We start from the raw sequence: 25018 nt of genomic DNA, 5'->3' as shown, positions 1-25018 counted from the left end.
CAGCGGAACACCCGAGGACAGGAGCACCCCTCATGGCATCCAGCGACAGCCCGGCGGCCGTCCCCACCCCCTGGGACGCCGCGCTGAGCGAGGCCTTCGGCATCCTCCTGGGCGGCGAACCGGCCGCCGGCGATCTCGACGACCCCGCGGCGCGGTACGGGGTCTACTACGCGGACGACTCCCTCGACGAGTTCCTGTTCCCGAACACCTGGATCACCCCGGAGACGCTCACCGACCCCGCACCGGGGCGACTGCCGCTCCAGGGCGGCGACGAGTACGTCTTCTCGCCGTCGGGCTGGCGATTCGACCTGAGCGCGTCCCTGTTCCGCTTCGACGCGCACCTGCTGGACGCGACGGGACCCTGGGGCGAGGGCGGACACAAGGGGCCCCGGCCGTTCGGGGAGGACTTCGTCGCCGACGTGCGGGCCGCCGCGCTCGACGGCGCCCCTGAGGTGCTGCTCCTGGGCGCGGACCTCGGACCGCTGCTCCGGCGGCACGGCGTGGACCCGGCCGACCCCGGTACGGGGAGGCTCAACGTCTGGCTGACTGTGCTGTTGCGCGTCGCCACCGACGGCACGCTCACCGACGCGATGCGCGCCGCCACCTTCACCGCGGACGGCCCCGGACACCTGACGTCGTTCGACGCGGAGGAGCGCGTCAGGACGGCCGAACCGCGCTGGGAGGACGCGCTGGCGGCGATACCGGACGCCGGACTCCGGGACCATCTGCGCCTGCTCTGCCTCGACGAGGAGGACGCCCGCGACGGCGGCGCCCACTGCACCGGCGGCGACCGCTGGCCCTGCACGACCGACGTCCTCGACGACCTGGGCTGCTCCCTCGTCACGGGCTGGGAGTTCGGTGAGTCGCAGGCCGGTACCGCGGTCGTACGGCTGCCGGTGGCACCACCCGTCGGCTGACCACGGCGGCTGCCGGGGTCCGGTGCGCTCAGGAGCGGCGTTCCAGGACGACGTACCCGTACGCGGCGTCCAGGACGGCGTATGCGGCGTCCGGATGGAGCTGCCGGGCGTACGCGTCGATGTCGCGGATCCAGTGGCTCGTGTTGTCGAGAGCGAGGTAGTCGGGGGTGACGCTCCCGGTGTCGCCGGTCCAGAAGACCCGGCAGCGGGAGGTGAGACGGGTGGCGGGGCCGATGTTGGCCTCGACCGTCGCGCCGTCCGGGATCCGGTCCAGGAGGCGCTCCACACGGGGAACGCGCGCGGGGATCTCGTAGGCGGCCGCCTCGGTCAGGGCGGACAGGGGGAGCGTGGTGGTCAGGGCCAGCGCCGCCGAGGCCACGGCCGCCGGCAGCTGCCGGGCGTACGCGCGCATCCACGGCCGCGGACTCGTCCGTGCCCGGGGGAGCGCGTCGGCGAGGGCGAGCGAGACGACCGGCATCAGGATCGCGCTGTAGTGATAGCCCGTGCCCCAGTAGTGGCTGTCGGAGGACAGGAAGCGCCAGCCGAGGGTGGGCAGGGCGACGGCGAACAGCGGTGAGCGCAGGGCGAGAAGCCCACTGGTCGGGATCAACAGCCACAGGAGGGTGCGGAGTTTGGTGTCCGCGCCCGCGGAGAGGGAGAAGCCGCCGCCCACCTTGGTCCAGTAGGCGTAGTCGCCGGCCGTGTTGAACGACGGGATGACGACCAGGAGGGTCACGACCGTGGCCGTGACACCGAGCGCCGCGAGACCCAGCGCGCACAGGGCGGCACGCGGGTGTCCGCGGCGGGCCCGCAGGGCGACGACCAGGGCGAGGGCCGCGACCGTCAGCCCCAGGTCCTCCTTGACCAGCACCAGCGGGGCCGCCCACAGCAGGGCGTGACGCCACCGCCGGGCCAGGACGTTCTCCAGGCTGAAGGCGACCAGGGGGACGGCGAAGCAGATCTCGTGGAAGTCGAAGTCGACGGCCTGCTGGAGCCCCCAGGACAGTCCGTACGCGACCCCCAGCGCCAGGCCCTGCCGACGCCCCAGCAGCCGGACGGACTCCCGGGTCACGGGCAGCGCCGACAGCGCGAACAGGGCGGCCTGAGCGACGAGCAGGGTGACGGGGGTGGGGAAGAGCCGGTAGACGGGGGCGAGGAGTGCGGTGACCGGGCTGAAGTGGTCGCCGAGGACGTTGAAGCCGGGGCCCTTCAGATCGACGATCGGCGCCCGCAGGTGCGCGTACCCGCGGACCGCCTGTTCGAAGATGCCCAGGTCCCAGGACCGGGTGCCCAGGTGGAGGTGACGGAGTGTGGAGAGCGTCGCGTACACGGCGAACAGGGCCGTCGCCAGGACGTAGGGGTCCCGGCGGCCGGGTGCGGCGGGGCGCAGGTCACGCGGGGGAGACATGACCGGTACCGGCAGGGAGGGCGCCGGGAGTGCGGGCAGGGGAGGGGCGTCCTGCGGAGCCTGGGGCACGGTGGTGACGTCCTTACGAGCCGGGGGCCGGGGCGAACGCGGCGACCGACCCCGCCGCGCTGTCCGAGGGCTGGGCCGACCCGACCGGGCCGGAGACGGAGCTGCCGTCCGGGGACGGCGACACGCTCGCCCGCCCGGACTCCTCCGCGGACGAGGCCGTGGGCGCCATCGACGGCGAGGCCGTGTCCGTGCCGCCCGCGTCCCCGTACGAGGCGGCCCCGCCGGCCGGGGCACCCGATTCCGTGGCGCCCCCCGGCGGGGGTGCGAGGGAGGAGGACGCGGACGGCGTGACGGTGAGGGTCGGTGAGGGGGCGGGCGGGGAAGCCGGCGGGGGTGTGAACACCGGTGCGGCCGGCGGGGGATCCGGCGGCAGCCCTACGGCGGCCAGGGCCCCGGCCGTGCCCAGCACACCCAGCGCGCACGCGACGGCGGTCGCCAGCACCCTGCGCCGGCGCCGGGTGCCCAGGGCCTCGATCCGGGCGACCGGCACCGGCACCACCCGGTCGCGCACGTCGGCGGCCCGCTTGAGGGCGGCGGCGAGGGCGTCGTCCGGTCGCCGGCCGTGGGGGTCGGTGGGCTCAGACACCGTGGTCCTCCTTGTGCGCGGCGTCGGACAACTGCGTGGCGAGCTGGGCGCGCGCCCGGGAGAGATGGGTCTTGACCGTGCCGGCGGAGATCCCGGTCTCGGCGGCGACCTGTTCCACGCTGAGATCGCAGACGTAGAACAGGACGGCGATCCGGCGCTGCCGCTCGGAGAGCCGGCGCAGCGCCGCCACCAGGACGACGGTGTCCGGCTCGGGGGCCGGACCGCTGCCCTGCTGCCCGCCCGCGTGACGCCGCCAGGCCTCCAGGGACCTGCCGCGCCTGCGCCACCGGCTGACGGCGAGCCGCCAGGCGACCGTCCGGATCCACGCCTCCGGTCCCGCGTCCCGGTTCAGCCGCGCCCGCCGGGCCCACGCCCGTACGAACGCCTCCTGCACGACGTCCTGCGCCTCGTGCAGATCGCCGGTCATCAGATAGAGCTGCCCCACCAGGGACTGCCGGGAGCGCGCATAGAACTCCTCGAACTCCTCGACGGTCATGGGGCTCCCCGCTGGTGATCACGTTTCACGGTCTGTACGCCCCGGGGGAGCACGCGGTTGACACCGCGCGGGAACTTTTTTCACGGATCCCGTCGGCACCGTACGAGGGATCCCTGTGGGAACGCCCTCAGGTCAGGGCGCCGAGGAGGGCGAGGGCCTGCGCGTCGGGGCCGGAGGGTTCGGCCTGGTAGACGATGAGCTGCTGGCCGGGCGCGTCGCGGACGTCGAGGGCCAGATAGGTGAGGGTGAGCGGGCCGACGTCCGGGTGCAGGAAGTGCTTGGCCTCCTGGGTCTTGCCCCGCACGGTGTGGGTGTTCCACAGCCGGGCGAAGTCGGAGCTCTCCGTGGAGAGAGTCCGCACGAGGTCGCGCAGGCGCGGGCTGTCCGGATCGAGGCCGGCCGTCTCGCGAAGGTGGCCCACCACGGCCTGGGCCGTCCGGTTCCAGCGGGTGTGGAACCGGCGGCCGGCCGGGTCTAGGAACGTCATCCGGGCGAGGTTGTCCAGGCCGGAGAAGGGCGAGTGCAGGACCTCGGCGAGGGCGTTGGCGGCCAGGACGTCCAGGGTGCGGTCGACGACGTACGCGGGGGAGCCGGGGAAACCGTCCAGGAGCCGGAGCAGGGCCGGGCTCACCCGGTCCGGGGTGTGGCGAGGGGGGAGGGCGGGGGCCGTGCCGGCCAGCCGGTGCAGATGGGCCTGGGCGTCGGGGTCCAGCCGCAGGGCCCGGCCGAGCGCGTCGAGGACCTGGGCCGACGGCCGGCGTTCGCGCCCCTGTTCGAGGCGGGCGTAGTAGTCGGCGTTCACCCCCGCCAGGACGGCGACCTCCTCGCGGCGCAGCCCGGCGACCCGGCGGACGCCGTGGGCGACCATGCCGACCTCGTCCGGGGACAGGGCGCCCCGGCGGGCGCGCAGGAACTCTCCCAGATGATTGCCGGCCATGACCGCACCCTAGACCCCGGCTCCGGCGGCCTGCCTGGGTGTGGTGCACCCAGGGAGCACACGTCCTGGCCGGTCGTCGCCGGCCTGCCCAGACTCGATGCCGCAACCCCAGCTGTCTCATCGAACGGAAGTACGGGCATGTCCCACGCATACAAGGTCGTCGCGGTCACCGGAGCGAGCAGCGGTATCGGTGAGGCGACCGCCCGCCGGCTCGCCGCCGACGGCCACCGTCTCCTGCTCGGGGCGCGCCGCACCGACCGGCTGGAGACGCTCGCCGAGGAGCTGACCGCCGCGGGCGGCACCGCGTCCTTCTGCCGTCTGGACGTCACGGACGCCGCCGACGTCCGCTCCTTCGTGGCCACGGCCCGTGAGCGGTACGGCAGGCTGGACGTCATCGTCAACAACGCCGGAGTGATGCCGCTCTCCCCGCTTCGGGCGCTGAGGGTCGACGAGTGGGACCGGATGATCGATGTGAACGTGCGCGGAGTGCTGCACGGCATCGCCGCCGCCCTGCCGGTCATGCGCGCCCAGGGCGGCGGGCACATCGTGAACATCGCCTCCGTCGGCGCGTACGAGGTCTCGCCCACCGCCGCCGTCTACTGCGCCACCAAGTTCGCCGTCCGCGCGATCACCGAGGGGCTCCGCCAGGAGTCCGCCGGGGACATCCGGGTCACCCTGGTCTCCCCGGGGGTCACGGAGTCCGAACTCGCCGACGGGATCTCCGACCCGGCCGCCCGCGAGGCCATGAAGGCCTACCGCGCGGTCGCCCTGCCCGCCACCGCCGTCGCGGACGCCATCGCCCACGCCGTCTCCCAGCCGTCGCAGGTCGACGTCAACGAGATCGTCGTACGGCCGACCGCCGGCGCCCAGTGACCGCGCCCGCCCGGGTCCGGAGGGTCCCGCTCAGGAGTCCCGGCCGACCGGAGCCAGGCGTTCGGTCGGGCCGCCGAACGCGAGGTGCAGGGTGCGGGTGCTGAGCAGCCAGGTGCCGTCGATCCTGCGGAAGGTGTCCTCGTAGTGGCCGATGTTGGCGGGCAGCCGGGGGGCGACGAAGGTTCCCTCGGTGTGCCCGTCGACACGGTAGGTCGCGAAGTAGGTGAGGGCGCCGGCGGTGTCGGGGGAGTCGACGGTGACCAGGACGTTGGTGCAGATACGGCGGGAGAGGCGGTCGGCGGGACGGGAGCCGAAGTACGCGCGGAGCGCCTCGCGGCCCTCGACGCACCGGGAGTCGTACGGCCATTCCCAGCGGCCGTCGGGGGTGAAGAGGTCGCAGACCGTGCTCGGATCCCCGAGGTCGAGCCGGCGGACGAACTCCAGGATCACCCGCTCACAGGCGCGTTCGGCGAGAAGTCGCTCCGTCGGGTCGAGATCACGAGAGGCCATCTGCCCTTCCTACCAGGCGTACCGACCGGGTCACGACCCCTTTTGCCTGGCCGTTCGGACCCGCGATTCGGACAAGTGGGCGTGGCCGGGCGGGCTGTGACAGGGCTGTGACTGGAAAAGTGACCTGCGTCACGGCCGGTGGATCGGGTGCGCATCAAGATCATCGAGTGCGAAGAAACTTTCTACCGGCCCGTCTGACGGGCCGTCCGGTCGTCGCGGGCGCGGCGGCCATCGGGGTGGTCGCGGGCGTGCTGATCGGCTGGCCGGGCCTCGACACCGTCAACGGCTGCGGGCTCGCGGTCAATCGCTATCCGTCGGAGACGGCGAAGGAGTGGGTGCGGTACGCCGACGTCGTGGTCGTGGGCCGGGCGGTCGAGGAGCGGGAGAGCGGGCGTGAGGAGCTGTCGGCCGGCAGCTACAGCTACGAGGTGGAGCGGACGGTCCGGCTGGAGGTCGAGGACAAGCCGTTCACCTCCACCACCCGCTCCCATCCCGCCGTGGGCTCCACCCTGGACTACATCGGCCTGGGCTGGAACGTGCTGCGCTCCGACGGCAAGACCCTGGTCCCCGAACTCACCGGCGACGCCCCGCGGGTCGTGCCGGACCACACCTACGTCCTCGCCCTGCGCTGGGAGGACGAGCGCTGGGTGTCGCTGGGGGAGGGTGCGGTGGTCCCGTTCGACGGGCAGTCCGTCGGCAACGGCGAATGGTGCGGGCAGGTCGTGGACACCGACGGGTTCGCCCAGGGCGAGCGGACGGGCCGCAGGAGCGACCACAGCCTGGAGAAGACCCTGCTGGGGCAGGGGCTGCCGGCGCTGAAGAGCGCCCTGGACGGGGCGGCGAAGAAGTCGTCCTGAGGCCGCCCCGTCCTGTCGCCCGGCCGTCGCCCCCGTTCACTTGAAGGCCGGGGCGTTGCGGTTCGCCCATCCGGCGAAGGCGCGGGCCGGGCGGCCCAACAGCCGTTCCACGTCCGGGCTGACGCGCCGCAGCGCGGCGGACGGCGTGCCGAGCATGTCGAGGGTGCGTTCCACGACCGGCTCGGGCATGAACCGCACCATCGCCGCCCTGGCCTCGTCCCGGCTCTGTTCGACGAACCGCACCGGTTCGCCCAGGGCGTCCCCGATCGCGGCGGCCTGCTGCCGGGGCGAGACCGCGGCCGGACCGGTGAGTTCGTAGGTGCGGCCGGTGTGCGCGGCGTCCCGCAGGGCCGTCGCGGCGACCTCGGCGATGTCGGCCGGATCGACCACCGGCAGCGCCACGTCCCCGAACGGGGCCGTCACCACGCGCCGTTCGCGCACCCCGTCGGCCCACAGCAGCGTGTTGGAGTGGAACCCGGCCGGCCGCAGCAGCGTCCAGTCCAGACCCGAGCGGGTGACGGCGTCCTCCAGTGCGGGGGAGTGGTCCCCCGTACCGACCCCCTGCGAGGACAGCAGGACGACCCGTCGGACGCCGCCGGCCCGCGCCGCTTCCAGGGTGCGGCCGAGATCGCCGCCCGCGGCCAGGAACTCGCCGGAGGTCAGTACGAACAGCGCCGCCGCCCCGTCGAGGGCGGGCGCGAGACTCCGCGGATCGGCCAGGTCGCCCTGGTGGTACCGCGCCCCCGCGGGCGCCTCGTCCGCCGGGACGCGCCGCGAGACGGCCGTCACCTCCTCGCCCGCCGCCACCAGCGCCCGCACCAGCGGCCGCCCCACGTTGCCCGTCGCACCGGTCACCACGATCATCTGCACGCACTCCGTTCCGTGTTCCGCGTTTCTTGCGTTCTCGGGATACGGCGAAGCTACTATCGGCAGGACAGTAGGTACCTAGAGGAAAGTAATGGGAGAAGGGGGCGGATGTGACGGAGAGCACAGCGCAAGGTACCGGGGTCGCCCCGGAGAACGCCTGCCCGATCGCGCCCGTCGTCGACATCGTCTTCAGCCGCTGGACCACGCCGGTCCTCTGGACGCTCAACGAGTACGGCCGTCAGCGCTTCGTGGAGCTGGAGCGCCGGATCGCCACGATCACCCCCAAGGTGCTCACCCAGCGGCTGCGCCAGCTGGAGCGCGACGGCCTGGTCGTGCGGACGTACCACGCCGAGGTGCCGCCGCGCGTGGAGTACGAGATCAGTGAACTCGGCCGCAGCCTCTCCCCGTTGTTCGCGACCCTCGCCGACTGGTCCCCCAACCTGGACAAGGTGGAACGGGCCCGCCGGGCGTACGACGCCAGGACCGGCGGCCGCTAGGTGAGGTGATCACGAGTGCCGACAACGCTCGTGATCACTACGCCTGGGCTGCGCGGCGCCTACCGGTCCAGCCGCAGCACCAGCCGCAGCGTGTCGGTGAGGACGGCCGTCGGGACGGACGGGTCGGCCACGCGCTGCAGACCGAGGCCGATGCCCAGGCTGAGCAGGGTCATCGCGGCCTGCTCCGGCGGCATGGCCGGCGCGGTGCCCAGCTCCTGGGCCAGCGCCTCGATCAGCAGGGCCAGCGCCGCGCGGATCGCGGTGACCCGGGCCGTGATCTCCCGCCGGAGTTCCTCGTCGTGCCGTACACCGGTGAGGAACTCCACCTCCAGCACGGTCCAGGTCTCGCCGATGTTGGCCTCGCTCCAGGACGCGAAGGCCGCCAGCCGGTCCTCGGCCCCCGGATCGCGCATCACGGACTCCGTGAGCAGCGCGAGCTGCTCGGCCCGGATGTCGTCGAGGACGGCCAGACACAGATGGCCCTTGCTGCGGAAATTGGAGTAGACGGCGCCCTTGGAGTAGCCGGCGGTCTCCGCGACGTCGCTGAGCGAGGTCACGCCGTACCCGTCACGCAGGAACAGTTCCCGTGCGGTGGCGACGAGTTGCTCGCGCGTGCGCTCCTGGCTCTCGACGCGGCTGAGACGGGCCATGTCTCGCTCCCTCTCCCGTCCTGCGCGGTGTGCTGTGCCCCGGGGCGACCCCCGGATCCCTCGGCTCCCCCGGATCTTAACTCCGCCGAAGGGCTGCCCTCGGCTTTCGGATACCGCTAGTATCCCGATCTCGTCGGTACCCCGATCTCATCGGTATCCCGAAGACCCAAGAGGGCGGAGAATCCACGTGACCGCGACGGGCACACGTACGACACGTACGACCCCTTCCCGAGGACTGGTGCTCGGCTGCGGCGGAACGCTCGGCGCGGCCTGGACGGTCGCCGCCCTGCACTCGCTGCAGCGGGCCCTGGGGTGGGACCCCCGCCGGGCCGAGGTGCTGGTGGGCACCTCGGCCGGGGCGGAGCTGGCCGCGCTGCTCGGCGCGGGGGTCGGCGTGGAGGAACTGCTGGCCGCGCAACTCGCCGCCGAGGACGCGCGTCCCGAACTGGTCCGGCACTTCGCGGGCCCGCCCCGGGCGGTCCCCCCGCGCCCCGCCTTCTTCCCCGGATCGCCGGAACTGTCCCGCCGGGCCCTGCGGCGCACCGCTCCCACGCTGGCCGGCCTGTCCGGCCTGCTGCCCCAGGGGCGGGGCGACAGCGGGTGGCTGGCGGACCTGGCCGACGTCCTGGCCCCCGGCGGAGGCTGGGTCCCGCATCCGGCGACCTGGCTGGTGGCCACCGACTTCGACACGGGACGCCGTACCGTCTTCGGTCACCCCGACACCCGGCCCGCCGCGCTGCGGGACGCCCTGCGCGCGTCCTGGGCCGTCCCCGGCTGGTTCCCGCCCGTGCGCATCGCCGGCCGCCGGTACGCCGACGGCGGCATCCTGTCCACCGCGTCCGCCGACCTCCTCGTCCCCCTGGGCCTCGACGAGGTGTACGTCGTCGCCCCCATGAGCTCGGTCGCGCCGGGACCCCGCCGCGGGCTGGGCCGGGCCGAGGCGCTGCTGCGCCGGGTCATGACCCGCACCCTCGACGCGGAGTGCGCCGCGCTGCGCGCCGCCGGCACCGAGGTCGTCCGGATCGAGCCCACCCCCGCCGACCTGGAGGTGATGGGCGGCAACTTCATGGATCCCCGGCGGCGGCTCGCGGTGCTGGAGGCCGCCCTGCGCACCACACGGGCCCTCGTCCGCGACCACCTCCGTGCGGCCGCCCCCGCCGCGCCCTCCGCCGCCGACCCCCGGACAGGAGCCTGACATGCCGCACCCCGACCACCCCGACCACCCCGCCGCGACGGCGAACCCCCGGCCCGCCACCGTCGAGGCGCTGATCATCGGCAGCGGACTGTCCGGCATCGGGGCGGCCGTCGCACTGCGCCAAGCCGGCGTACGGGACCTCGTCGTCGTGGAGAAGGCGGACGACCTGGGCGGCACCTGGCGGGACAACACCTACCCCGGATGCGCCTGCGACGTCCCCTCCGCCCTGTACTCCTACTCCTTCGCACCGAACCCCGACTGGACCCGGGCCTTCGCCCGCCAGCCCGAGATCCGCGCCTATCTGCGCGACACGGCGGACCGGTACGGCGTCACGCCCCTGATCCGCTTCGGCACCGAGGTCCTGCGCGCCCGGTGGGACCCCCGCGAGGCCCGCTGGCGGGTGGAGACCACCCGCGGCGACTACCTCGCGCGCTTCCTCGTCGCGGCGGCCGGCCCCTGGCACGAGCCCCTGCTCCCCGACATCCCCGGCCTGGCGGACTTCCCCGGCGAGGTCTTCCACTCCGCGCGCTGGCGCCACGACCACGACCTGACCGGCGCCCGGGTCGCCGTCGTCGGCAGCGGGGCGTCCGCCGTGCAGTTCGTGCCCGCCATCCAGCCGCGCGTCGACCGGCTGCACCTGTTCCAGCGCACCGCCCAGTGGGTGCTGCCCAAACCCGACCACCCGGTGCCGACCGCGGAGCGCAGGCTGCTGCGGCGCCTCCCGGGCGCCGGGCGGGCCCTGCGGGGCGCGGAGTACGCCGCCCTGGAGGCCCTCGGCGTCGGCTTCCGCCACCCTTCGCTCCTGCGGGCGGTGCAGAAGGTGGGCGCGCTCCACCTCCGGGCCGCCGTCAAGGACCCGCGGCTGCGGCGCGCCCTGACGCCCGACTACACCCTCGGCTGCAAGCGACTGCTGCTCTCCAACTCCTACTATCCGGCCCTGACCAGGCCCAACGTCACCGTCCACCCCACCGCGGTCGGCGCCGTCGAGGGCAGCCGGGTGATCGGCGCGGACGGCAGTACGGCGGACGTGGACACCATCATCCTGGGCACCGGTTTCCACATCCTCGACATGCCGATCGCCGCGCGCGTGTGCGACGCCGACGGTGTGAGCCTCGACGACCACTGGAAGGGCAGCCCCGACGCCTACCTGGGCACCACGGTCACCGGATTCCCCAACGCGTTCATCCTGCTCGGCCCGCACCTCGGGACCGGCCACTCCTCCGCGTACACCATCCTCGAGGCCCAACTCGCCTATCTGAAGGGGGCGGTACGGCATTTCCGGGCGTCGGGCAGGTCCAGCATGGATGTGCGCCCCGAGGTGCAGGCCGCCTTCGCCGCGGAGGTGCAGCAGGCCCTCCCCACCACCGTGTACAACGCGGGCGGCTGTTCGAGCTACTACCTCGACACCAACGGCCTCAACAGCTTCAGCTGGCCCTGGTCGACGGGCCGGCTGCGCCGCAGGCTCGCGCGGTTCGACCCCGAGGCCTACGACGTCGCGTAGGGCGGCCTCGCCGGACAGCCGCCGTCTCACCCCTGGCAGACGAGGCCGTCCCGGCCGGCCCGGTCCCCGTGGTCGGCGAGCCGGTCCAGGACACCGCTCAGGGTCTTCCCGCCACGGATGGCGCCGCGCCACCCTCGGACTGCCCGCCTCGTCCCTGTCCGCCGCACGCCTGGCCGAGCGCCGCCCGCGGCGCACCCTCATCACGACCGGGTTCGCCGTCACCCTCGCGGGCGTGGTCGTCCTCGTCGCGCCGGTCGCCGCCCACGGCACCGCCTGGGCCTACGTCCCCGGTCTGTCCCGCGGTGTCTCCCACCTCGGTTCCTCCTTCGGCACGGTGATCGCCGGGACCGTCCTCGTCCCGGCCACCCGTCGTGCGCCGGCCGCGCGCACCACCACACCGACGTCACCCTGACGGGCTGTCACCGCGCGTGCCTTCTCCCGTACAGTCCGTAGGGCCGCCGCTCCGACCCGAGCGAGGCGGCAACCGGCGACCAGGAGAAGGCACTTGGACAGCGAAGAAGCAGGTCTGCGCCCCCGCCCGGACGTCCCCGTTGCGGGACGCCCGGTCCCGGAAGCCGATCCGGGCCGCGTCGCGCGCCGGCAGGCGGCGGGCGGCGAACTGGTCGACCTGCTGACCCAGGTGCGGGAAGAGATCGGCGGAGTCGCCGGGGTGCGGCTCGGGCCCGGCCTCACCGTGCTCGTCACCGACCCGGACGCGGTCCAGCAGGTGCTCGCGCGGCGGCCGGACCGGTACGTCAAACGGTCGCACCGGGCCCGGCTGCTGGTCGGTGACGGAGTCCTCTCCGCCACCGGGGACGCCTGGAAGCGGCAACGCAGGCTGCTCCAGTCCCAGTTCACCGGGACCGGGATGCGCCGCTACGACGGGCGGATCGCCGGTGCCGCCCGGACCACGGCGGCCCGCTGGGCCGGGTACGCCCGGACCGGGGAGGCCTTCGACGTCGGGCAGGAGATGCGCCGGTACGCCCTGGACGCCATCTGGCGCTCCCTCACCGGGTACGCCGTCGACGAGGAGACCGAGCGTGCACTGACCTCGGTCGCGGCGGTGGCGGCCGCCCTGCCGACGCTGCCCGCCGACGCCGGCGACGCGCGCGACGCCGTGGCCGCCGACCTCGCGCGGATCGACGCCGTCGCCCGGCGGGCCGTCGAGACCGCCCGCGAGGGCGAGGCGGGCCCCGACGGCCCCGGCCTGCTCCAGGTCCTGCTGGACGCCGCCACCGAGCACCCCGAGTACACCGAGCGGCTGATCCGCGACGAACTGGTCACGCTCCTCGTCGCCGGGCACGAGACCACCGCCACCACCCTCACCTGGCTCCACCTCCTCCTCGACCGGAACCCCGCCGCCCGCGAGGAGGCGCTCGCCGCCGGGCCCGAGGGCTCCGCGCAGCGCACCCGCGCGATCCAGGCCCTGGTCCACGAGACGCTCCGGCTGTACCCGCCCGCCTGGATCCTGCCGCGCCACGCCGCCGAGGACGACGTACTCGGGGGCTACGCGGTCGAGGCGGGCACCGACCTCCTCGTCTGCCCGTACCTCACCCACCGTGACCCCGCGCTCTGGCCGGACCCGGAGCGCTTCGACCCCCGCCGCTTCACCGCCCCGGCGGGCCGGCCCGCCCACCCGGGCGCCTACCTCCCCTTCGGCATCGGCCCCCGCGCCTGCCTCGGCACGCAGTTCGCCCTCCGTGAATCCACGGTCCTCCTCGAACAGCTCCTGCCCGCCCACACCGTGACCTTCCACCGCACCCCCACCGGGACGTCGTACGGCATCACGGTCCGCCCCGAGGGTCCCGCCGTCGTCACTCTCGCACCGGCTGAGGTCAGTTAATTGTAAAGAACCTTGACAGTTAAATGGTCTAGTCCAACCATGGTCGCTGTTCACCTCGTGGGCCGTGTGCCGCCACGCGCGGCCCCGTCACGCCCTTTCACCACGGGAGCGTCAGTGAGACGACCTGGTTCTGTGCGCACGTTGCTGTCCTGTCTGAGCGCGACCTCGCTGTCCGTCGGACTCATGGCCCTCGGGGGAGGGGCCGCGCTCGCCGCCCCGGACACCCTGCCGGCCGCCGCGAAGCCCCGGCCCGCCCAGGTGGTGGCGCCGTACTTCGAGACCTGGACCGGGGAGAGCCCGGCCGAACTCGCCGCCGCCTCCGGCAACACGTACCTCACCCTGGCTTTCCTCCAGACGGCCGCGCCGGGCTCCTGCACCGCGTACTGGGACGGCGACAGCGGCCGGCCGATCTCGAAGGGCACCTTCGGCCGCGACATCGCGCGGCTCCAGGCACGCGGCGGCAACGCCATCCCGTCCTTCGGCGGCTGGTCCGCGGACACCACGGGCACCGAACTCGCCGACAGCTGCACCGACGTCGACGCCATCGCCGCCGTCTTCAAGAGCCTCGTCACCACGTACGGCATCACCCGCATCGACCTCGACGTCGAAGGCGACTCCATCGACAACGCCGCCGGCATCGACCGCCGCAACAAGGCGATCGCCAAGGTCGAACGCTGGGCGGAACACACCGGCCGCCGCGTCGAGTTCTCCTACACCCTGCCGACCTCCACGACCGGACTGGAGGCCAACGGCCTGGCCGTGCTCCGCAACGCCGTCGACAACGGCGCACGGGTGGACGTCGTCAACCTCATGACCTTCGACTACTACGACGGCGCCGCCCACGACATGGCCGCCGACACGGTGACGGCCGCCACCGGACTCCACGGCCAACTGGCCGCGCTCTACCCGAAGAAGAGCTCCACCCGGCTCTGGAACATGATCGGCGTCATCGAGATGCCCGGCATCGACGACTACGGCCCCGAGGAGACCTTCACCACCGAGAACGCCGTCACGGTGGAGAAGTGGGCCGAGGCCCGGGGCATCAACACCCTCTCCTTCTGGGCGCTCCAGCGCGACAACGGAGGCTGTGTCGGCACCGGCGGCTCCGACTCCTGCTCCGGCATCGCCCAGGACACCTGGTACTTCAGCCACACCTTCGAGGCGCTCACCGCAGCGCACCACCCGCACCACTGACGACCTGACGACCCGACGACATGACGACGCCGGGGTGCCCCGCGGCACCCCGGCGTGAAGTCGAAGGGGAGGAGAGCGAACGGACTGGAATCAAAGGGAGTGATGAGAAGGAAGCCCGTTCATGGCCTCGCCCGAAGGCAACGGTAGCAGTCAGCCGGGGATCAGGTCGCGCAGGTTTTCCCGGGTGACGACCACCGAGTCCGGGTGCAGCCCCTCGGGCCGCTCCAGACCGATGTACGTGACCGGACCGTCCGGGACCGCCCCGCCGTCCCACACCGTGACGGTCCCGGCGCCCATCAGACCGACGAGATGCCGGACCGTGAGCTGCTCCCGCTCCACGACCGCACGCACCAGCGCCGCGACCGAGAGCCGGTTCCCCTCGACCCGGTTCAAGGCGACCCTGCCCCGCAGGTGCAGATGCAGCCACTTCGCGTACCAGGCGCCGTCGGCGCCGCGCAGGAACACCACTGGCAGCGCGACCCGGCCGGGGCCCCGCAGCTCCGACTTCATCCGCACGGTGCGCGCCTCGAACGGCCGCCCCCGCTGCTCGGCCTCGCGCAGCATGAAGCCGAAGAACGACTCCTCCACCTCCTCGAACCCCTCGCCCGAGAAGATGTTGACCTGCGGGACGACGAAGTCCCCGCGCGCCGCCCCCAGCCGCAGATCGATGAACTCCGAGGCGCCGTCCGGCGCGTCGGTGATGTCCCCCGAGTGCTCGCCCTCGACCTGCTTGAGTTCGGTGTACGACAGCCAGCCGAGGCTCTCGTACGAGGCGTCCAGGAGCAGTGCGGACAGGTCGAAGTCGGTGGTGCGGCTCGTCTGCTTCCAGTACACGAAGAACCGCAGCAGCTCCCCGTCGACCCGGGAGAGCGAGCCGCGCGGCAGCACGCCCAGCCCGGCCGCCGTCGCCTTGCCGCTGAGCGGCAGCGCCACGTCGAGGACGTCGGGGTCGACCAGCAGGTGCCCGGGCCCGGGCAGTCGGCGGCGCGTCTCCGCGTCCAGGATCTCGATCAGCCGCTCGCGCTGCGCCGCCCCCACCGGCGGGCGGGTGTCGGCCGTGACCCGGCCGCGGCCCATGCGGTTGACGAACACCCGGCTCGCGGCGGGCTCTTCGGCCCGGTTGTGGAAGTGCTCACGGACCGACAGCAGCACCCGCCCGGAGACCTTCGGGGCGACCTCCTCGACGGCGGCCACCACGGCCTCGCGCTCGTCCTCGGTACGGCACCGGCGCAGCAGGCGGTCCAGCGAGCGGAACAGCCGGCCCGGGGCGGCCGTCAGCAGCCGGGCCGCCCCGACGACGTCGTCCGCGCCCAGCAACTCCTCCACACGGCTGTCGAACGAAGGGGCCGCCCGCTCGCCCCGCGCCACCGCGAACACCTCGGCGGCGTGCGGCCAGTGCGGGTACTCGTGCGGATGCAGCCGCTCGCCGAGCCGCTTGAACGCCTCGCGGTGCGCGACGACGTCGGCCAGCTTGGCGGGCGCCGCGGCCACGACCGCGTCGAGGCCGGCGAGCAGGGCCCGCCGCACCCGCCGGGTCGGCGACCGGAACCGGGTCGGCGCCGCCAGGGTGGGGTCACCGCCCGACAGCGCGCAGGCCAGCCGCAGCACATCGGTGACCGTGTCCAGCAGCGGGTCCGCGCCGGCGTGCAGCCGGGCGACGTTGACGACGGCGCGGTTCTCCCGGACGGGGATCGCCTCGGGCTGGGGACCGTCGACACAGTGCCGCGCGAGCACCCCGAGATCGCGCAGGCCCTCCTCGCCCAGCGGGGTCACGCTGCCCGCGAGCGCCAGATACAGCGCGGTGACCTCGGCCTCCGGCGTGCCGCCCAGGTGCAGGACCGTCAGACGGTCGCCCGCGGCGGCGATCAGCTCCTCGTGCGCGGCGAGCATCTCCTCGTACGCGTGCCGGTACGTGCCGTACGACGGCAGGGTGAGCAGGTCGACCACGCCCGTGCTCAGCTGGGCGAGCGTGCTCGCGCGGGACGCGTCGTCGGCGAGCGCCTCGGTGAGGCAGCGGGCCCAGAAGTTGTACGTGTCCGGGACGTTGGCCGGGAAGTCGATGAAGTAGACGTTGTGCCGGACATGGTCGCCGACCAGCTCACGGACCGTCCGCAGGGTCCGTACGGCGGTCTCGGCGACCGTCTTCTCGTCCAGCCCCGACAGATGCCCGAGCAGCTCCGCCGAGAGCTTGAAGCCCACCGACAGCAGAGCGGCGTCCAACTGCCGTGCCGCGCCGCCTCCTTCGCCGACGGGGCCGACGGGGGCGGGCAGACGGTACGTGTGACGGATGACCAGGTGTTCGAGCGACCGGAACATCCCGGCATGATCGCAGAAACCGCCCCCTTCGGGCATGCGGGTTATCGGGCTCCTGCCGCACCCCTGTCACATCCGGCGCCCCGCCGGTGTCTTCATGCCAGGACCGACACCAGAACCCCGACACCAAGACCGCCACAAGGAGAACGACATGACGCTGCGGCTCCCCAAGGCCGAGATTCCCGCCCAGATGAAGGAGAACATGGTCAAACAGTTCGGCGCCGTGCCCGAGAATCTCGAGGTGCTGTGGCACAGCCCCGAAGTCACCCGCGACAACATGGAGTTCGGCGGCCGGGTGGGCGCGTGGGCCGCGGCCGACGCGAGTCTGAAGTCGTTCGCGCACATGGCGGTCGCGGCGCTGGTCGGCTGCAGCTGGTGCCTCGACGTCGGCTACTTCCAGGCGCGGAACCAGCAGCTGGACCTGACCAAGGCCAGCCAGGTGCCGCGCTGGCGGGAGGCGGAGGTCTTCACCCCGCTGGAGCGGGACGTGATGGCGTACGCCGAGGCCATGACGCACACCCCGCCGACCGTCACCGACGCGCAGTACACGAGCCTGCTGGAGCGGCTGGGCCCGGAGGCGATGGTCGAACTCACCGCGTTCGTCGCCTTCGTCAACCTGGCGACGCGGTCCAACGTGGCCAACGGCGTGAAGTCGCAGGGCTTCTCCGACGCCTGCGAGGTCCCGCTGGCCGCGCGCCCCGGGACGTCCGGCGCGGCGCCCACGGCATGACCGAGGACCCGTTCGTCACCCATCACGGCCTGCTCTTCACGGTCGCCTACGAGATGCTCGGCTCCGCCGCCGACGCCGAGGACGTGGTGCAGGAGTCCTGGCTGCGCTGGGCCGACGTGGACCGCGCCCAGGTGCGGGATCCGAGGGCGTACCTCGTGCGGACCGTCACCCGGCAGTCGCTCAACCGGCTGCGGAGCGTGGCCCGCAGCCGCGAGGACTACGTCGGCGAGTGGCTCCCGGAGCCCCTGTTGACCAGTCCCGACGTCGCCGAGGACGTCGAACTCGCGGAGAGCGTCTCCCTCGCGATGCTGACCGTGCTGGAGACGCTCGCCCCCGTCGAACGGGCGGTGTTCGTGCTCCGCGAGGTCTTCGACGTGCCGTACGGCGAGATCGCCGGGACCGTCGGGAAGTCGCCCGCCGCCGTACGGCAGATCGCGCGCCGGGCCCGCGAGCACGTGGCGGCCCGCCGGCCCAGGGTGCGGGTGAGCCTCTCGGAGCGGCAGGCCGTGGTGGAGCGGTTCCTGGCCGCGCTGCGCACCGGCGAGCTGCGGGAACTGCTGGACGTGATGGCCCCGGACGTCGTCCTGGTCGCGGACGGCGGCGGACTTGCGAACGCCGCACGGGTCCCGGTCCACGGGGCCGACACGGTGGCGCGGCTGCTCGCGCACCCCGGCCGGGTGGTGACGGTCGTCTGGCTCAACGGCGAGCCCGCCGGCCGGGTCGAGATCGGCGGACAGGCGGCCGTGGTGAGCCTGGTGGTCGAGGACGGGAAGGTCACCCGGATCCACGCGCACGCGAACCCGCTGAAACTGACCCGCCTCGACGCACCGGCCGCCCTGCGCACGAGGTGACCACGAGATGGCCGCGACGTGAGCCGCGGTGCGGCGGGACCGGGCCCGGGCAGCCGATGCCCAGGTCGTGTCCGCAGAGCCCCTCCCCCAGAGGGGGTGCCCCCACTCGCCGCGCCGGGCGAAGCCCCGAGTACATCCCGTACCAGGGTCTCCGCCCGGCGCGCCGAGAGCACGGACCGGACGCCGCAGGACCCGCCCTTCGGGCGGACGACGGGACTGCGCGGACACGACCTAGGCCCGGATCCCGTCGCACGTGATCCGCAGGTGCCGGGGCCCGCGCAGCACCGCGTTCCGGCGGTACGGCGGCGGGTCCTCCAGCAGTCGCGGGTTCTCCAGCCGCCGGGCCAGTTCCGCCAGGGCGAACTGGGTCTCCAGCCGGGCCAGGGGCGCGCCGAAGCAGCTGTGGATGCCGCTGCCGAGGCCGAGGTGCTGGATGTCCCGGCGGTCGGGGTCGAAGCGGTCCGGGTTCTCGAAGCGCCGCGGGTCCCGGTTCCCGGACGCCAGCACCAGCCACAGGGAGGAGCCCTTGGGGATGGTGACGCCCCGGACCTCGACATCGGCGAGGGTGACCCGCTGGGGCACCAGCTGCACCGGAGGCTCGAAGCGCAGCAGCTCCTCGACGACGGGCACGGCCAGCCGGGGATCGGCCCGCAGCCGCTGCAGCACCTCGGGGTTGCGCAGCAGGGTCAGCATGCCGTTGGTGACCAGGTTGACGGTGGTCTCGTGGCCCGCGATCAGCAGCAGCGCGGCGGTGCTGAGCAACTCCATCGTGGTCATCGAGCCGTCCTCGCCCTGGGCCGTGGCCAGCGCGGAGAGCATGTCGTCACCGGGGTTCCTGCGGCGCTCCTCGATCAGCCCGGCCAGGTACATGCCCAACTGCATCCGGGCGTCGTGCGCGCCCTTGCCGCGCTCGGCGGGATCCGCGTCCGGATCGGGGTCCAGGCTCGCCGCGATGGCGTCCGCCCAGGCGTGGAACCGCGCCTCGTCCTCGCGGGGGATCCCCAGCAGCCGGCAGATCACCGTCACCGGGAACGGGTACGAGAACTGGTCCACCAGGTCGAAGCGGTCCGGATCGCCGATGCCGTCGATGAGACCGGTGACGATGTCCCGCAGTTCGCCGCGCATCCCGTCGATCCGGTGCGGGGAGTGCGGCGGTCCGAACGGACGGTTCGTCATCCGGCGCAGCCGGTCGTGCTCCGGCGGGTCGAGCCGCAGGAAGCTCGGCGGCAGCGCGCTCTCCTGCTGGTCCGGCTCGGCCAGCGGATCGTGCCCGGTCTGCGCGACGGTGCGGGAGTCGGAGCTGACCCGGGGATCGTGCAGCAGACCGAGGATCTCGTGGTACGTGCTGATGACGTACGGCCCGTCGTCCTCGTGATGGACCGGCGTCCTGCGCAGCTCCTCGTAGATCGGGTAGGGGTCGGCGCGGTTGGCGTAGTCCAGGATCCGGTGGAGCGGCGAAGGCGTCATGGCGGGTCCTCGTGGGCTCGTGGCCGTGGCGGGTCAGTGCGCGGGGGTGAACGTCATCCGGCGGTCGGCCGGCGAGTACCCGCTGAGGGTCACGGTGGGGCCGTGGGTCGGCACCGACGGGTCGGGGAAGTCCGCGTCGAGCGGCCGCCGGCCCTCCGCGCGCCGGTCGACCGTGGCGAACTCCGGCGGGAACGGCGCGGTCGTCTCGATCAGCCGCTGGTAGAACGGCAGCCAGCGGGACTGGTCGAAGGAGACCGCGCCGATGATCCGCCCCTGGTAGCCGTACACGCCGACGAACCGGCGCTCCTCCAGCGAGCCCTGGGTGATCAGGATCTCCGTCCCCAGCGAGGGCACCCCGACCGACTTGATGTTGACCCCGAACTGCGAGGACCAGAACGCCGGCACCTCCATGTGCGGGATCCGGTCGGTGCTCTCGCTCAGCATGTTGTGGGCCGCCACCCGTGCCTGGGAGACGGCGTTGCCCCAGTGCTCCAGCGACAGGAACTGGTAGCCGAACAGCGGGTGCGGGCAGCGGGCGACGTCACCCGCGGCGAACACGTCGTCCGTGACGATCCCGCGGACGTCGAAGGCACGGCAGCCCGCGTCGCAGGCGATCCCGCGGGGCCCGGCCCCGAGCCCCGAGCCGGCCAGCCACTCGGTGTTGCGGGTGGCGCCCAGCGAGACGACCACGACGTCCGTCTCCACGGTGGAGCCGTCGGAGAGCTGCGCGGCCCGCACCCGCCCCGCGGCGTCGCCCTCCAGCGCCGTCACCATCACCCCGCACCGCAGGTCCACGCCGTGCCGCCGCTGCAGATCGGCGGCGACCGCGCCCACCACCCCGCCGAGCGCGCCGACCAGCGGAGAGGCCCCGCGCTCGGCGACCGTGACGGCCAGACCGCGTTCCCGGCACGCGGCGGCGATCTCCGAGCCGGTGAACCCGGCCCCGACGACCAGCACCCGCTTCGGCCCCGCCGCCAGCCGCCGCGCGAGCGCCGCGCCGTCGTCCCGGGTCCGCAGCACGAACACACCGTCCAGCTCCGCCTCGGCCTCGCGCGGCCAGGGCCGCGCCCGCACACCGGTGGCGATCAGCAGCCGGTCGTACGGCACCTCGTCGCCGTCGGCCAGCCGCACCCGCCGGCCCGCCATGTCCAGCCCGGTCGCGGCGACGCCCAGCCGCCAGGTCGCGTCGACCTCCTTCAGCCGGGGCAGCGCGGTCCGCTCGGCGGTCGCCCGGCCGAGCAGCACCGTCTTGGACAGCGGCGGCCGGTCGTACGGCGCGTACGGCTCGTCCCCGATCATCGTCAGGGAGCCCGCGAACCCCTTCTCGCGCAGGGTCTCCGCCGCCCGCAGACCCGCGAGGGAGGCGCCGACCACGACGACCCGGCCCTCGCGGCGGAGCCGTTCCAGGTCACCGCTCACCGGTCGGACACCGCCCCGGCCGCGGCGTCAGCGGTATCCACGGAGTCCACCGCGTCGACGAGCACGGCCTGCACCGGGCAGGCCGCGGCGGCCTGCGCCAGCTTCTCCCGCTGCCCCTCGTCCGGCTCCGGGTCGTAGAGCAACGCCTCGTCACCGTGCATGGCGAAGACCTCGGGGGCGAGGAACGCACACTGCGCGTATCCCTGGCAGCGGTTCAGATCGACGGCAATCCTCGGCACGGGATCGCTCCTCTCCTACGGCCCTGTCGAGCCCCTTGCGACCAGCCTCGGGGCCCGCGGGACGGGCGGCGACGAGGAGCGGCCCGTTCGGGTGAGGGGGAGGCCGGCCCGCTCACGTCGAGGCGGGCCGCCGCCTGGGCGTCGAGGCGCGTCCGCCTCGCAGGATGTCCAGGCTGACGATCAGCGCCCAGGCCGGGAACACCAGCTCCGACCAGGGCAGACTCGTCCCGGCGAGCAGCAGCGTCAGGCCCGTGGCGAAACCGAGGAGCACGAGGGGGCGCGGCAGGACGCCGAGCCGACGGCCGATGGTCGAGGTCGTGATGATGAACACCGCCGCCATCCGCATCGAGTACGTGGTCAGCAGGGTGTAGGCGAAGTTGCGGCCGAAGGGGGCGTTCTGCTGGTCCTCGTCCAGCACGGTCACCGCCGCCGCGGCGCACCCGAACAGGGTGGCGACGAAGATCACGCCGCTGCCGAGGAACACCGTGGCCATGAACCGGTCCTCCGCCTCCCCGACCTGCTCGCGCAGAGCCCCCATGAACCACAGGAACGCGATCCCGGCGTACGGCAGCAGCCCCAGCGCCGTCTGCACGGTCCTGCGCTGCGCCGCGTCCACCGTGATGTGATGTCCCTCCGCCCCGCCGGGCAGGGCGGTCCGCAACAGGACGATCGCCACGGCCATCAGGACCGCGAAGACGACACCGGCGATCCCGGCGGCCCGGACCGTCCCGAGGGGCTCGCGCTTCCGTTCCATGGTCTCCCGCTCTCTGTACGCACCTCTTGCGTCCAGACACCCGCGATCCGGCGGGTTCCGCCACCGGGACCACCCGGGAGGGAGCGAGCGGTGGGCCGTACAGGTCACCGAACGGGCCCGGGACCCCTCAGAGGGCGCGCTCCATGCACACCAGCCGCTCCCGGTCGTCCCACGACTCCACGACGGTGAATCCGAGCCGCTCGTACAGCGCGATCGCCCCCGTCCGCCACCGCCACACCGACAGTCCCACCGTGCGCACGCCGTTCTCCCCGGCCCGGGCCAGCGCGGCTCCGATCAGCGCGGACGCCACCCCGCGGCCCCGCCGGTCCGGCTGTGTCCACAGCCGCTTCACCTCGCACCGCCCGGCCACGGACCCGGTCACCACCACACAGCCCACGGTGGCACCCTCGCTCACCGCGACCAGCACCTCGTCCCGCCCGAACGCGCCGAGCGGATCGCGGACCTCCTCCCGGTAGCGCTCCGGCAGCTCCTCCACCCGCTCGACGCCCTCGCCCTTCTCGTCCTGGGTGCGCAGGTGGTAGGCCGCCAGCAGCCCGGAGAGCCCGCCGTCGGGAGAGAGGTCCTGCCCCGTCCAGCGGACGACGGCGATCCCGTGCTGATCAGTCATGCCGCCAGCATCACACGCCGTCCCGCGACCGAAGAGGCCCCCCGGTCACTGCGGGCGGGCCATCAGGACCGCGACGTCGTCCTGGGCGGGGTGCGGCAGCATCTGTTCGAGGACGCCGTCGCAGAGCGCGGAGAGCGAGGGCGCGGGGCGCCGCAGGGCCCGGGCGAGGCGGTCCAGGCCCTGGTCGAGGTCGCTGCCGCGGGCCTCGATCAGCCCGTCGGTGTACAGGACCAGCAGGCTGCCGGGCGGCAGCGGGACCTCCTCGGTCGCGAACCGCCGCCCACCGGTGCCCAGCGGGGTGCCCGGGGACCCGTCCAGGAAGGTGATCGCGCCGCCCGGCGTCATCACGGCCGGCGGCGGATGGCCGGCCCGGGCGATCAGACAGCCGCCGGTCGCCGGATCGTGCACGGCGTACACGCAGGTCGCCATCTGGTCCTCGCCCATGTCGGCCACCACGGCGTCCAGCGAGCGCAGCATCCGGGCCGGACGGATCCCGTGCCGGGCGAGCGAGCGCACCGCCGCGCGGAGCTGGCCCATCACCGCCGCCGCGTGGATGCCGTGGCCCATCACATCGCCGATGACCAGACCGGTCCGGTCGTCCGGCAGCGCGATAACGTCGTACCAGTCACCGCCGACGTCGTGCTCGCTGGCGGGCAGGTACCGGCCGGTGAGATCGAGCCCGGGCACGTCCGGCAGTGCGCTGTTCGTCAGGCTGCGCTGAAGTGTGAGGGCCGCCGCCCGCTGCCGGGTGTACATCAGCGCGTTGTCGATGTTCAGGGCGGCACGCGCGGCCAGCTCGTCGATGAGCACGCAGTCCTGCTCGTCGAAGGGCTCCCGGCTGCGCAGCCGGGTCACCACGATCGCGCCCAGCGCCTTGCCCCGGGCCACCAGCGGGACCAGCCGTGCCGAGCCCAGACTCATCAGGTAGGCGCGCAGCTCGTCGGCGCGGGGGTCGGTCACCAGGGCCCGGACGTCCGACCGGTACAGGTTGGTGGGGCGCCCCTCGGTGATGACCCGCTCGTACAGCGAGCCCTGCTCCAGCCGGGACGTCAGCCCGGGGCGCAGCTTCGCGCGCGGCGCGGCGGGGTCGGCGAACAGGGCGGCCATGCGCCGCACCACCCCGTGCACGGCGTCGGTGGGCTCGTCGGGCGCCATCACCTCCTCCAGGAGCTGTACGTCGGCGGAGTCCGCGAGCTGCGGCACCAGCATCCGGACGATCTCCTCGGACGTCTGCTGCAGGTCCAGGGTGGTACCGACCCTGGTGCCGGCCTCCGCCAGCAGTGCGAAGCGGCGCCGGGCCCGTTCCGCGTCCCGCTCGGCCTGCTGGCTCTCGGTGATGTCGATGAGGGACGCGATGAGCCCCAGGGTGCGGCCCGCGCCGTCGAGCAGCGGGGCGTAGGAGCAGGACCAGGTCCGCTCCCGGTGCGGGTCGGCGGAGGTGCGTCCGCTGCGGCGGACGTCGACGACGGCCGTGCCCCGGTCCAGCACCTCCTGCATCGTCGCCTCCAGGGCCAGCGCGTTGACCCCGGGCACGACCTCCGTGAGCCGCTTGCCCACGTGCTCGGCGGGCGAGACCCCGTTCATCCGGGCGAGCGCGTCGTTGACGCGCAGGAAGCGCAGATCGGTGCCGAGCGTGGCCAGACCGATCGGCGACTGGCTGAACAGGCTCTCCAGCGCCGCCAGCGAGTCCCGCATCCGCAGGACCTGGGAGGTCTCCACGGCGATCAGCATCGCCCCGGCCCGCCCGTCCGGACCGGTGGCCGGGACGATCCACATCTCCATGGTGACCTGATGGCCGTCGCGATGGCGCACGGACAGGGTCCCGACGACCGTCTCCCCGCTGTGCACGCGGTACGTCAGCTCATCGGCCAGCTCGCGGTTGCCCTCGGGCACCAGCAGGGCCGAGGCGGGCCGGTCGAGCACGTCCTCGGCCCGGTACCCCAGCAGATCCTGGGCCGCGAGCGACCACTCCACGATCCGGCCGTCCGCGTCCTCCCGCCACAGCGCGATCGGCAGCAGCTCGCGCAGCACGCCCGCGTACCCGACCGCCTCCAGGGGCTGTTCCGGCACCTGGCCCGTTCTCCGGGGAGCATCCACCGTATGACCTCACCCTGGGCAATATTTCATACGAAAACACCATATCTGGAACTGTGGCGACCGCCGTGTCCGGCGCCACCGACGCCCGGCGCCGGGCCCACCGCGCCGAGCGCTCCCGGT

24 protein-coding genes and 1 pseudogene are annotated in these 25018 nt (G+C 73.6%); 11 read left to right on the top strand and 14 right to left on the bottom strand.

Going from position 1 to position 25018, the window contains the following annotated elements; translation table 11 throughout:
• The first annotated feature begins 32 nt into the window (after positions 1 to 32).
• Positions 33 to 917: a hypothetical protein gene (locus tag ABZ490_RS20630; protein WP_358991963.1), complete on the top strand. Its 885-nt coding sequence runs from the start codon at positions 33 to 35 to the stop codon at positions 915 to 917.
• Between the two features lie 28 nt (positions 918 to 945).
• Here the strand turns inward: ABZ490_RS20630 and ABZ490_RS20625 are convergent, their stop codons facing one another.
• The 4 genes from ABZ490_RS20625 to ABZ490_RS20610 form a co-directional block, all read right to left on the bottom strand.
• The gene (locus ABZ490_RS20625; RefSeq protein ID WP_358991961.1) at positions 946 to 2325 is read right to left on the bottom strand and encodes a DUF2079 domain-containing protein; all 1380 of its coding nucleotides are present in this window, start codon (positions 2323 to 2325) and stop codon (positions 946 to 948) included.
• An 82-nt stretch (positions 2326 to 2407) separates the two neighbouring features.
• Positions 2408 to 2980, bottom strand: coding sequence for a hypothetical protein (locus ABZ490_RS20620; protein WP_358991959.1), 573 nt, complete (start codon positions 2978 to 2980; stop codon positions 2408 to 2410).
• Complete coding sequence (locus ABZ490_RS20615; protein ID WP_358991957.1) at positions 2973 to 3476, bottom strand: SigE family RNA polymerase sigma factor; 504 nt, start codon at positions 3474 to 3476, stop codon at positions 2973 to 2975. The genes ABZ490_RS20620 and ABZ490_RS20615 overlap by 8 nt, the downstream gene beginning before the upstream one ends.
• 127 nt (positions 3477 to 3603) lie before the next feature.
• Complete coding sequence (locus ABZ490_RS20610) at positions 3604 to 4413, bottom strand: helix-turn-helix transcriptional regulator (RefSeq protein ID WP_358991955.1); 810 nt, start codon at positions 4411 to 4413, stop codon at positions 3604 to 3606.
• A 138-nt stretch (positions 4414 to 4551) separates the two neighbouring features.
• Here ABZ490_RS20610 and ABZ490_RS20605 point away from each other — a divergent pair, with 138 nt between their 5' ends.
• Positions 4552 to 5286, top strand: coding sequence for an SDR family oxidoreductase (locus ABZ490_RS20605; protein ID WP_358991954.1), 735 nt, complete (start codon positions 4552 to 4554; stop codon positions 5284 to 5286).
• Between the two features lie 30 nt (positions 5287 to 5316).
• Here ABZ490_RS20605 and ABZ490_RS20600 read toward each other — a convergent pair whose 3' ends face one another.
• Entirely contained in the window at positions 5317 to 5796 is a 480-nt protein-coding gene (locus ABZ490_RS20600) for a nuclear transport factor 2 family protein (protein ID WP_358991952.1), read from the bottom strand.
• 167 nt (positions 5797 to 5963) lie between these two features.
• On the opposite strand from ABZ490_RS20600, the gene ABZ490_RS20595 reads away from it, so the two are divergent.
• Entirely contained in the window at positions 5964 to 6653 is a 690-nt protein-coding gene (locus tag ABZ490_RS20595) for a hypothetical protein (RefSeq protein WP_358991950.1), read from the top strand.
• Positions 6654 to 6689: 36 nt separating this feature from the next.
• On the opposite strand, the gene ABZ490_RS20590 is transcribed toward ABZ490_RS20595, so the two are convergent.
• The gene (locus tag ABZ490_RS20590) at positions 6690 to 7517 is read right to left on the bottom strand and encodes an NAD(P)H-binding protein (protein ID WP_358992183.1); all 828 of its coding nucleotides are present in this window, start codon (positions 7515 to 7517) and stop codon (positions 6690 to 6692) included.
• A 113-nt stretch (positions 7518 to 7630) separates the two neighbouring features.
• Here ABZ490_RS20590 and ABZ490_RS20585 point away from each other — a divergent pair, with 113 nt between their 5' ends.
• Positions 7631 to 8017, top strand: coding sequence for a helix-turn-helix domain-containing protein (locus ABZ490_RS20585; protein WP_358991948.1), 387 nt, complete (start codon positions 7631 to 7633; stop codon positions 8015 to 8017).
• Between the two features lie 59 nt (positions 8018 to 8076).
• On the opposite strand, the gene ABZ490_RS20580 is transcribed toward ABZ490_RS20585, so the two are convergent.
• Positions 8077 to 8667, bottom strand: coding sequence for a TetR family transcriptional regulator (locus tag ABZ490_RS20580; protein WP_358991946.1), 591 nt, complete (start codon positions 8665 to 8667; stop codon positions 8077 to 8079).
• A gap of 187 nt (positions 8668 to 8854) precedes the next feature.
• Between ABZ490_RS20580 and ABZ490_RS20575 the strand changes: the two genes are divergently transcribed.
• The 5 genes and pseudogenes from ABZ490_RS20575 to ABZ490_RS20555 form a co-directional block, all read left to right on the top strand.
• Positions 8855 to 9862, top strand: coding sequence for a patatin-like phospholipase family protein (locus ABZ490_RS20575; RefSeq protein ID WP_358991944.1), 1008 nt, complete (start codon positions 8855 to 8857; stop codon positions 9860 to 9862).
• A gap of 1 nt (position 9863) precedes the next feature.
• A complete protein-coding gene (locus tag ABZ490_RS20570) occupies positions 9864 to 11363 on the top strand; it encodes an NAD(P)/FAD-dependent oxidoreductase (RefSeq protein WP_358991942.1) in 1500 nt (499 codons plus the stop codon).
• 232 nt (positions 11364 to 11595) lie between these two features.
• Positions 11596 to 11775 carry a hypothetical protein gene (locus ABZ490_RS20565; protein ID WP_358991940.1) on the top strand — a complete coding sequence of 60 codons (180 nt, stop codon included), beginning with the start codon at positions 11596 to 11598 and terminating at the stop codon, positions 11773 to 11775.
• A gap of 93 nt (positions 11776 to 11868) precedes the next feature.
• Complete coding sequence (locus tag ABZ490_RS20560) at positions 11869 to 13206, top strand: cytochrome P450 (RefSeq protein ID WP_358991938.1); 1338 nt, start codon at positions 11869 to 11871, stop codon at positions 13204 to 13206.
• Positions 13207 to 13389: 183 nt separating this feature from the next.
• Positions 13390 to 14364: pseudogene (locus ABZ490_RS20555) on the top strand (chitinase); the annotation flags it as partial.
• 186 nt (positions 14365 to 14550) lie between these two features.
• On the opposite strand, the gene ABZ490_RS20550 reads toward ABZ490_RS20555, so the two are convergent.
• Positions 14551 to 16716, bottom strand: a complete 2166-nt coding sequence (locus ABZ490_RS20550) for a hypothetical protein (protein ID WP_358991936.1) — start codon at positions 16714 to 16716, stop codon at positions 14551 to 14553.
• Between the two features lie 148 nt (positions 16717 to 16864).
• Between ABZ490_RS20550 and ABZ490_RS20545 the strand changes: the two genes are divergently transcribed.
• Both ABZ490_RS20545 and ABZ490_RS20540 read left to right on the top strand, forming a co-directional pair.
• Entirely contained in the window at positions 16865 to 17443 is a 579-nt protein-coding gene (locus tag ABZ490_RS20545) for a carboxymuconolactone decarboxylase family protein (protein WP_358991934.1), read from the top strand.
• Entirely contained in the window at positions 17440 to 18294 is an 855-nt protein-coding gene (locus tag ABZ490_RS20540) for an RNA polymerase sigma-70 factor (RefSeq protein WP_358991932.1), read from the top strand. The genes ABZ490_RS20545 and ABZ490_RS20540 overlap by 4 nt, the downstream gene beginning before the upstream one ends.
• Positions 18295 to 18525: 231 nt before the next feature.
• Here the strand turns inward: ABZ490_RS20540 and ABZ490_RS20535 are convergent, their stop codons facing one another.
• The 6 genes from ABZ490_RS20535 to ABZ490_RS20510 all read right to left on the bottom strand — a co-directional run bounded on the left by ABZ490_RS20535 (position 18526) and on the right by ABZ490_RS20510 (position 24871).
• The gene (locus ABZ490_RS20535; RefSeq protein WP_358991930.1) at positions 18526 to 19761 is read right to left on the bottom strand and encodes a cytochrome P450; all 1236 of its coding nucleotides are present in this window, start codon (positions 19759 to 19761) and stop codon (positions 18526 to 18528) included.
• A gap of 33 nt (positions 19762 to 19794) precedes the next feature.
• Complete coding sequence (locus ABZ490_RS20530; RefSeq protein WP_358991928.1) at positions 19795 to 21180, bottom strand: FAD-dependent oxidoreductase; 1386 nt, start codon at positions 21178 to 21180, stop codon at positions 19795 to 19797.
• Complete coding sequence (locus ABZ490_RS20525; protein WP_358991926.1) at positions 21177 to 21419, bottom strand: ferredoxin; 243 nt, start codon at positions 21417 to 21419, stop codon at positions 21177 to 21179. Before ABZ490_RS20525 ends, ABZ490_RS20530 begins: the two co-directional genes overlap by 4 nt.
• Before the next feature lie 112 nt (positions 21420 to 21531).
• Positions 21532 to 22173 carry a hypothetical protein gene (locus tag ABZ490_RS20520; protein ID WP_358991924.1) on the bottom strand — a complete coding sequence of 214 codons (642 nt, stop codon included), beginning with the start codon at positions 22171 to 22173 and terminating at the stop codon, positions 21532 to 21534.
• A gap of 127 nt (positions 22174 to 22300) precedes the next feature.
• Positions 22301 to 22801, bottom strand: a complete 501-nt coding sequence (locus ABZ490_RS20515; RefSeq protein ID WP_358991922.1) for a GNAT family N-acetyltransferase — start codon at positions 22799 to 22801, stop codon at positions 22301 to 22303.
• 45 nt (positions 22802 to 22846) lie between these two features.
• The gene (locus tag ABZ490_RS20510) at positions 22847 to 24871 is read right to left on the bottom strand and encodes a SpoIIE family protein phosphatase (protein WP_358991920.1); all 2025 of its coding nucleotides are present in this window, start codon (positions 24869 to 24871) and stop codon (positions 22847 to 22849) included.
• Positions 24872 to 25018 lie beyond the last annotated feature (147 nt).

Source organism: Streptomyces sp. NPDC005811 (assembly GCF_040630405.1).
Classification (GTDB): domain Bacteria; phylum Actinomycetota; class Actinomycetes; order Streptomycetales; family Streptomycetaceae; genus Streptomyces.
The sequence above is the reverse complement of the archived record's forward strand: the minus strand, read 5'-3'. Positions and strand labels throughout refer to the sequence as shown.

Excerpts from the sequence above, each read along its gene's own strand:
- ABZ490_RS20630 (WP_358991963.1), top strand. The coding sequence starts at position 33 with ATGGCATCCAGCGACAGCCCGGCGGCCGTCCCCACCCCCTGGGACGCC.
- ABZ490_RS20625 (WP_358991961.1), bottom strand. The coding sequence starts at position 2,325 with ATGTCTCCCCCGCGTGACCTGCGCCCCGCCGCACCCGGCCGCCGGGAC.
- ABZ490_RS20615 (WP_358991957.1), bottom strand. The coding sequence starts at position 3,476 with ATGACCGTCGAGGAGTTCGAGGAGTTCTATGCGCGCTCCCGGCAGTCC.
- ABZ490_RS20610 (WP_358991955.1), bottom strand. The coding sequence starts at position 4,413 with ATGGCCGGCAATCATCTGGGAGAGTTCCTGCGCGCCCGCCGGGGCGCC.
- ABZ490_RS20605 (WP_358991954.1), top strand. The coding sequence starts at position 4,552 with ATGTCCCACGCATACAAGGTCGTCGCGGTCACCGGAGCGAGCAGCGGT.
- ABZ490_RS20600 (WP_358991952.1), bottom strand. The coding sequence starts at position 5,796 with ATGGCCTCTCGTGATCTCGACCCGACGGAGCGACTTCTCGCCGAACGC.
- ABZ490_RS20590 (WP_358992183.1), bottom strand. The coding sequence starts at position 7,517 with ATGATCGTGGTGACCGGTGCGACGGGCAACGTGGGGCGGCCGCTGGTG.
- ABZ490_RS20580 (WP_358991946.1), bottom strand. The coding sequence starts at position 8,667 with ATGGCCCGTCTCAGCCGCGTCGAGAGCCAGGAGCGCACGCGCGAGCAA.
- ABZ490_RS20570 (WP_358991942.1), top strand. The coding sequence starts at position 9,864 with ATGCCGCACCCCGACCACCCCGACCACCCCGCCGCGACGGCGAACCCC.
- ABZ490_RS20550 (WP_358991936.1), bottom strand. The coding sequence starts at position 16,716 with ATGTTCCGGTCGCTCGAACACCTGGTCATCCGTCACACGTACCGTCTG.
- ABZ490_RS20545 (WP_358991934.1), top strand. The coding sequence starts at position 16,865 with ATGACGCTGCGGCTCCCCAAGGCCGAGATTCCCGCCCAGATGAAGGAG.
- ABZ490_RS20540 (WP_358991932.1), top strand. The coding sequence starts at position 17,440 with ATGACCGAGGACCCGTTCGTCACCCATCACGGCCTGCTCTTCACGGTC.
- ABZ490_RS20535 (WP_358991930.1), bottom strand. The coding sequence starts at position 19,761 with ATGACGCCTTCGCCGCTCCACCGGATCCTGGACTACGCCAACCGCGCC.
- ABZ490_RS20520 (WP_358991924.1), bottom strand. The coding sequence starts at position 22,173 with ATGGAACGGAAGCGCGAGCCCCTCGGGACGGTCCGGGCCGCCGGGATC.
- ABZ490_RS20515 (WP_358991922.1), bottom strand. The coding sequence starts at position 22,801 with ATGACTGATCAGCACGGGATCGCCGTCGTCCGCTGGACGGGGCAGGAC.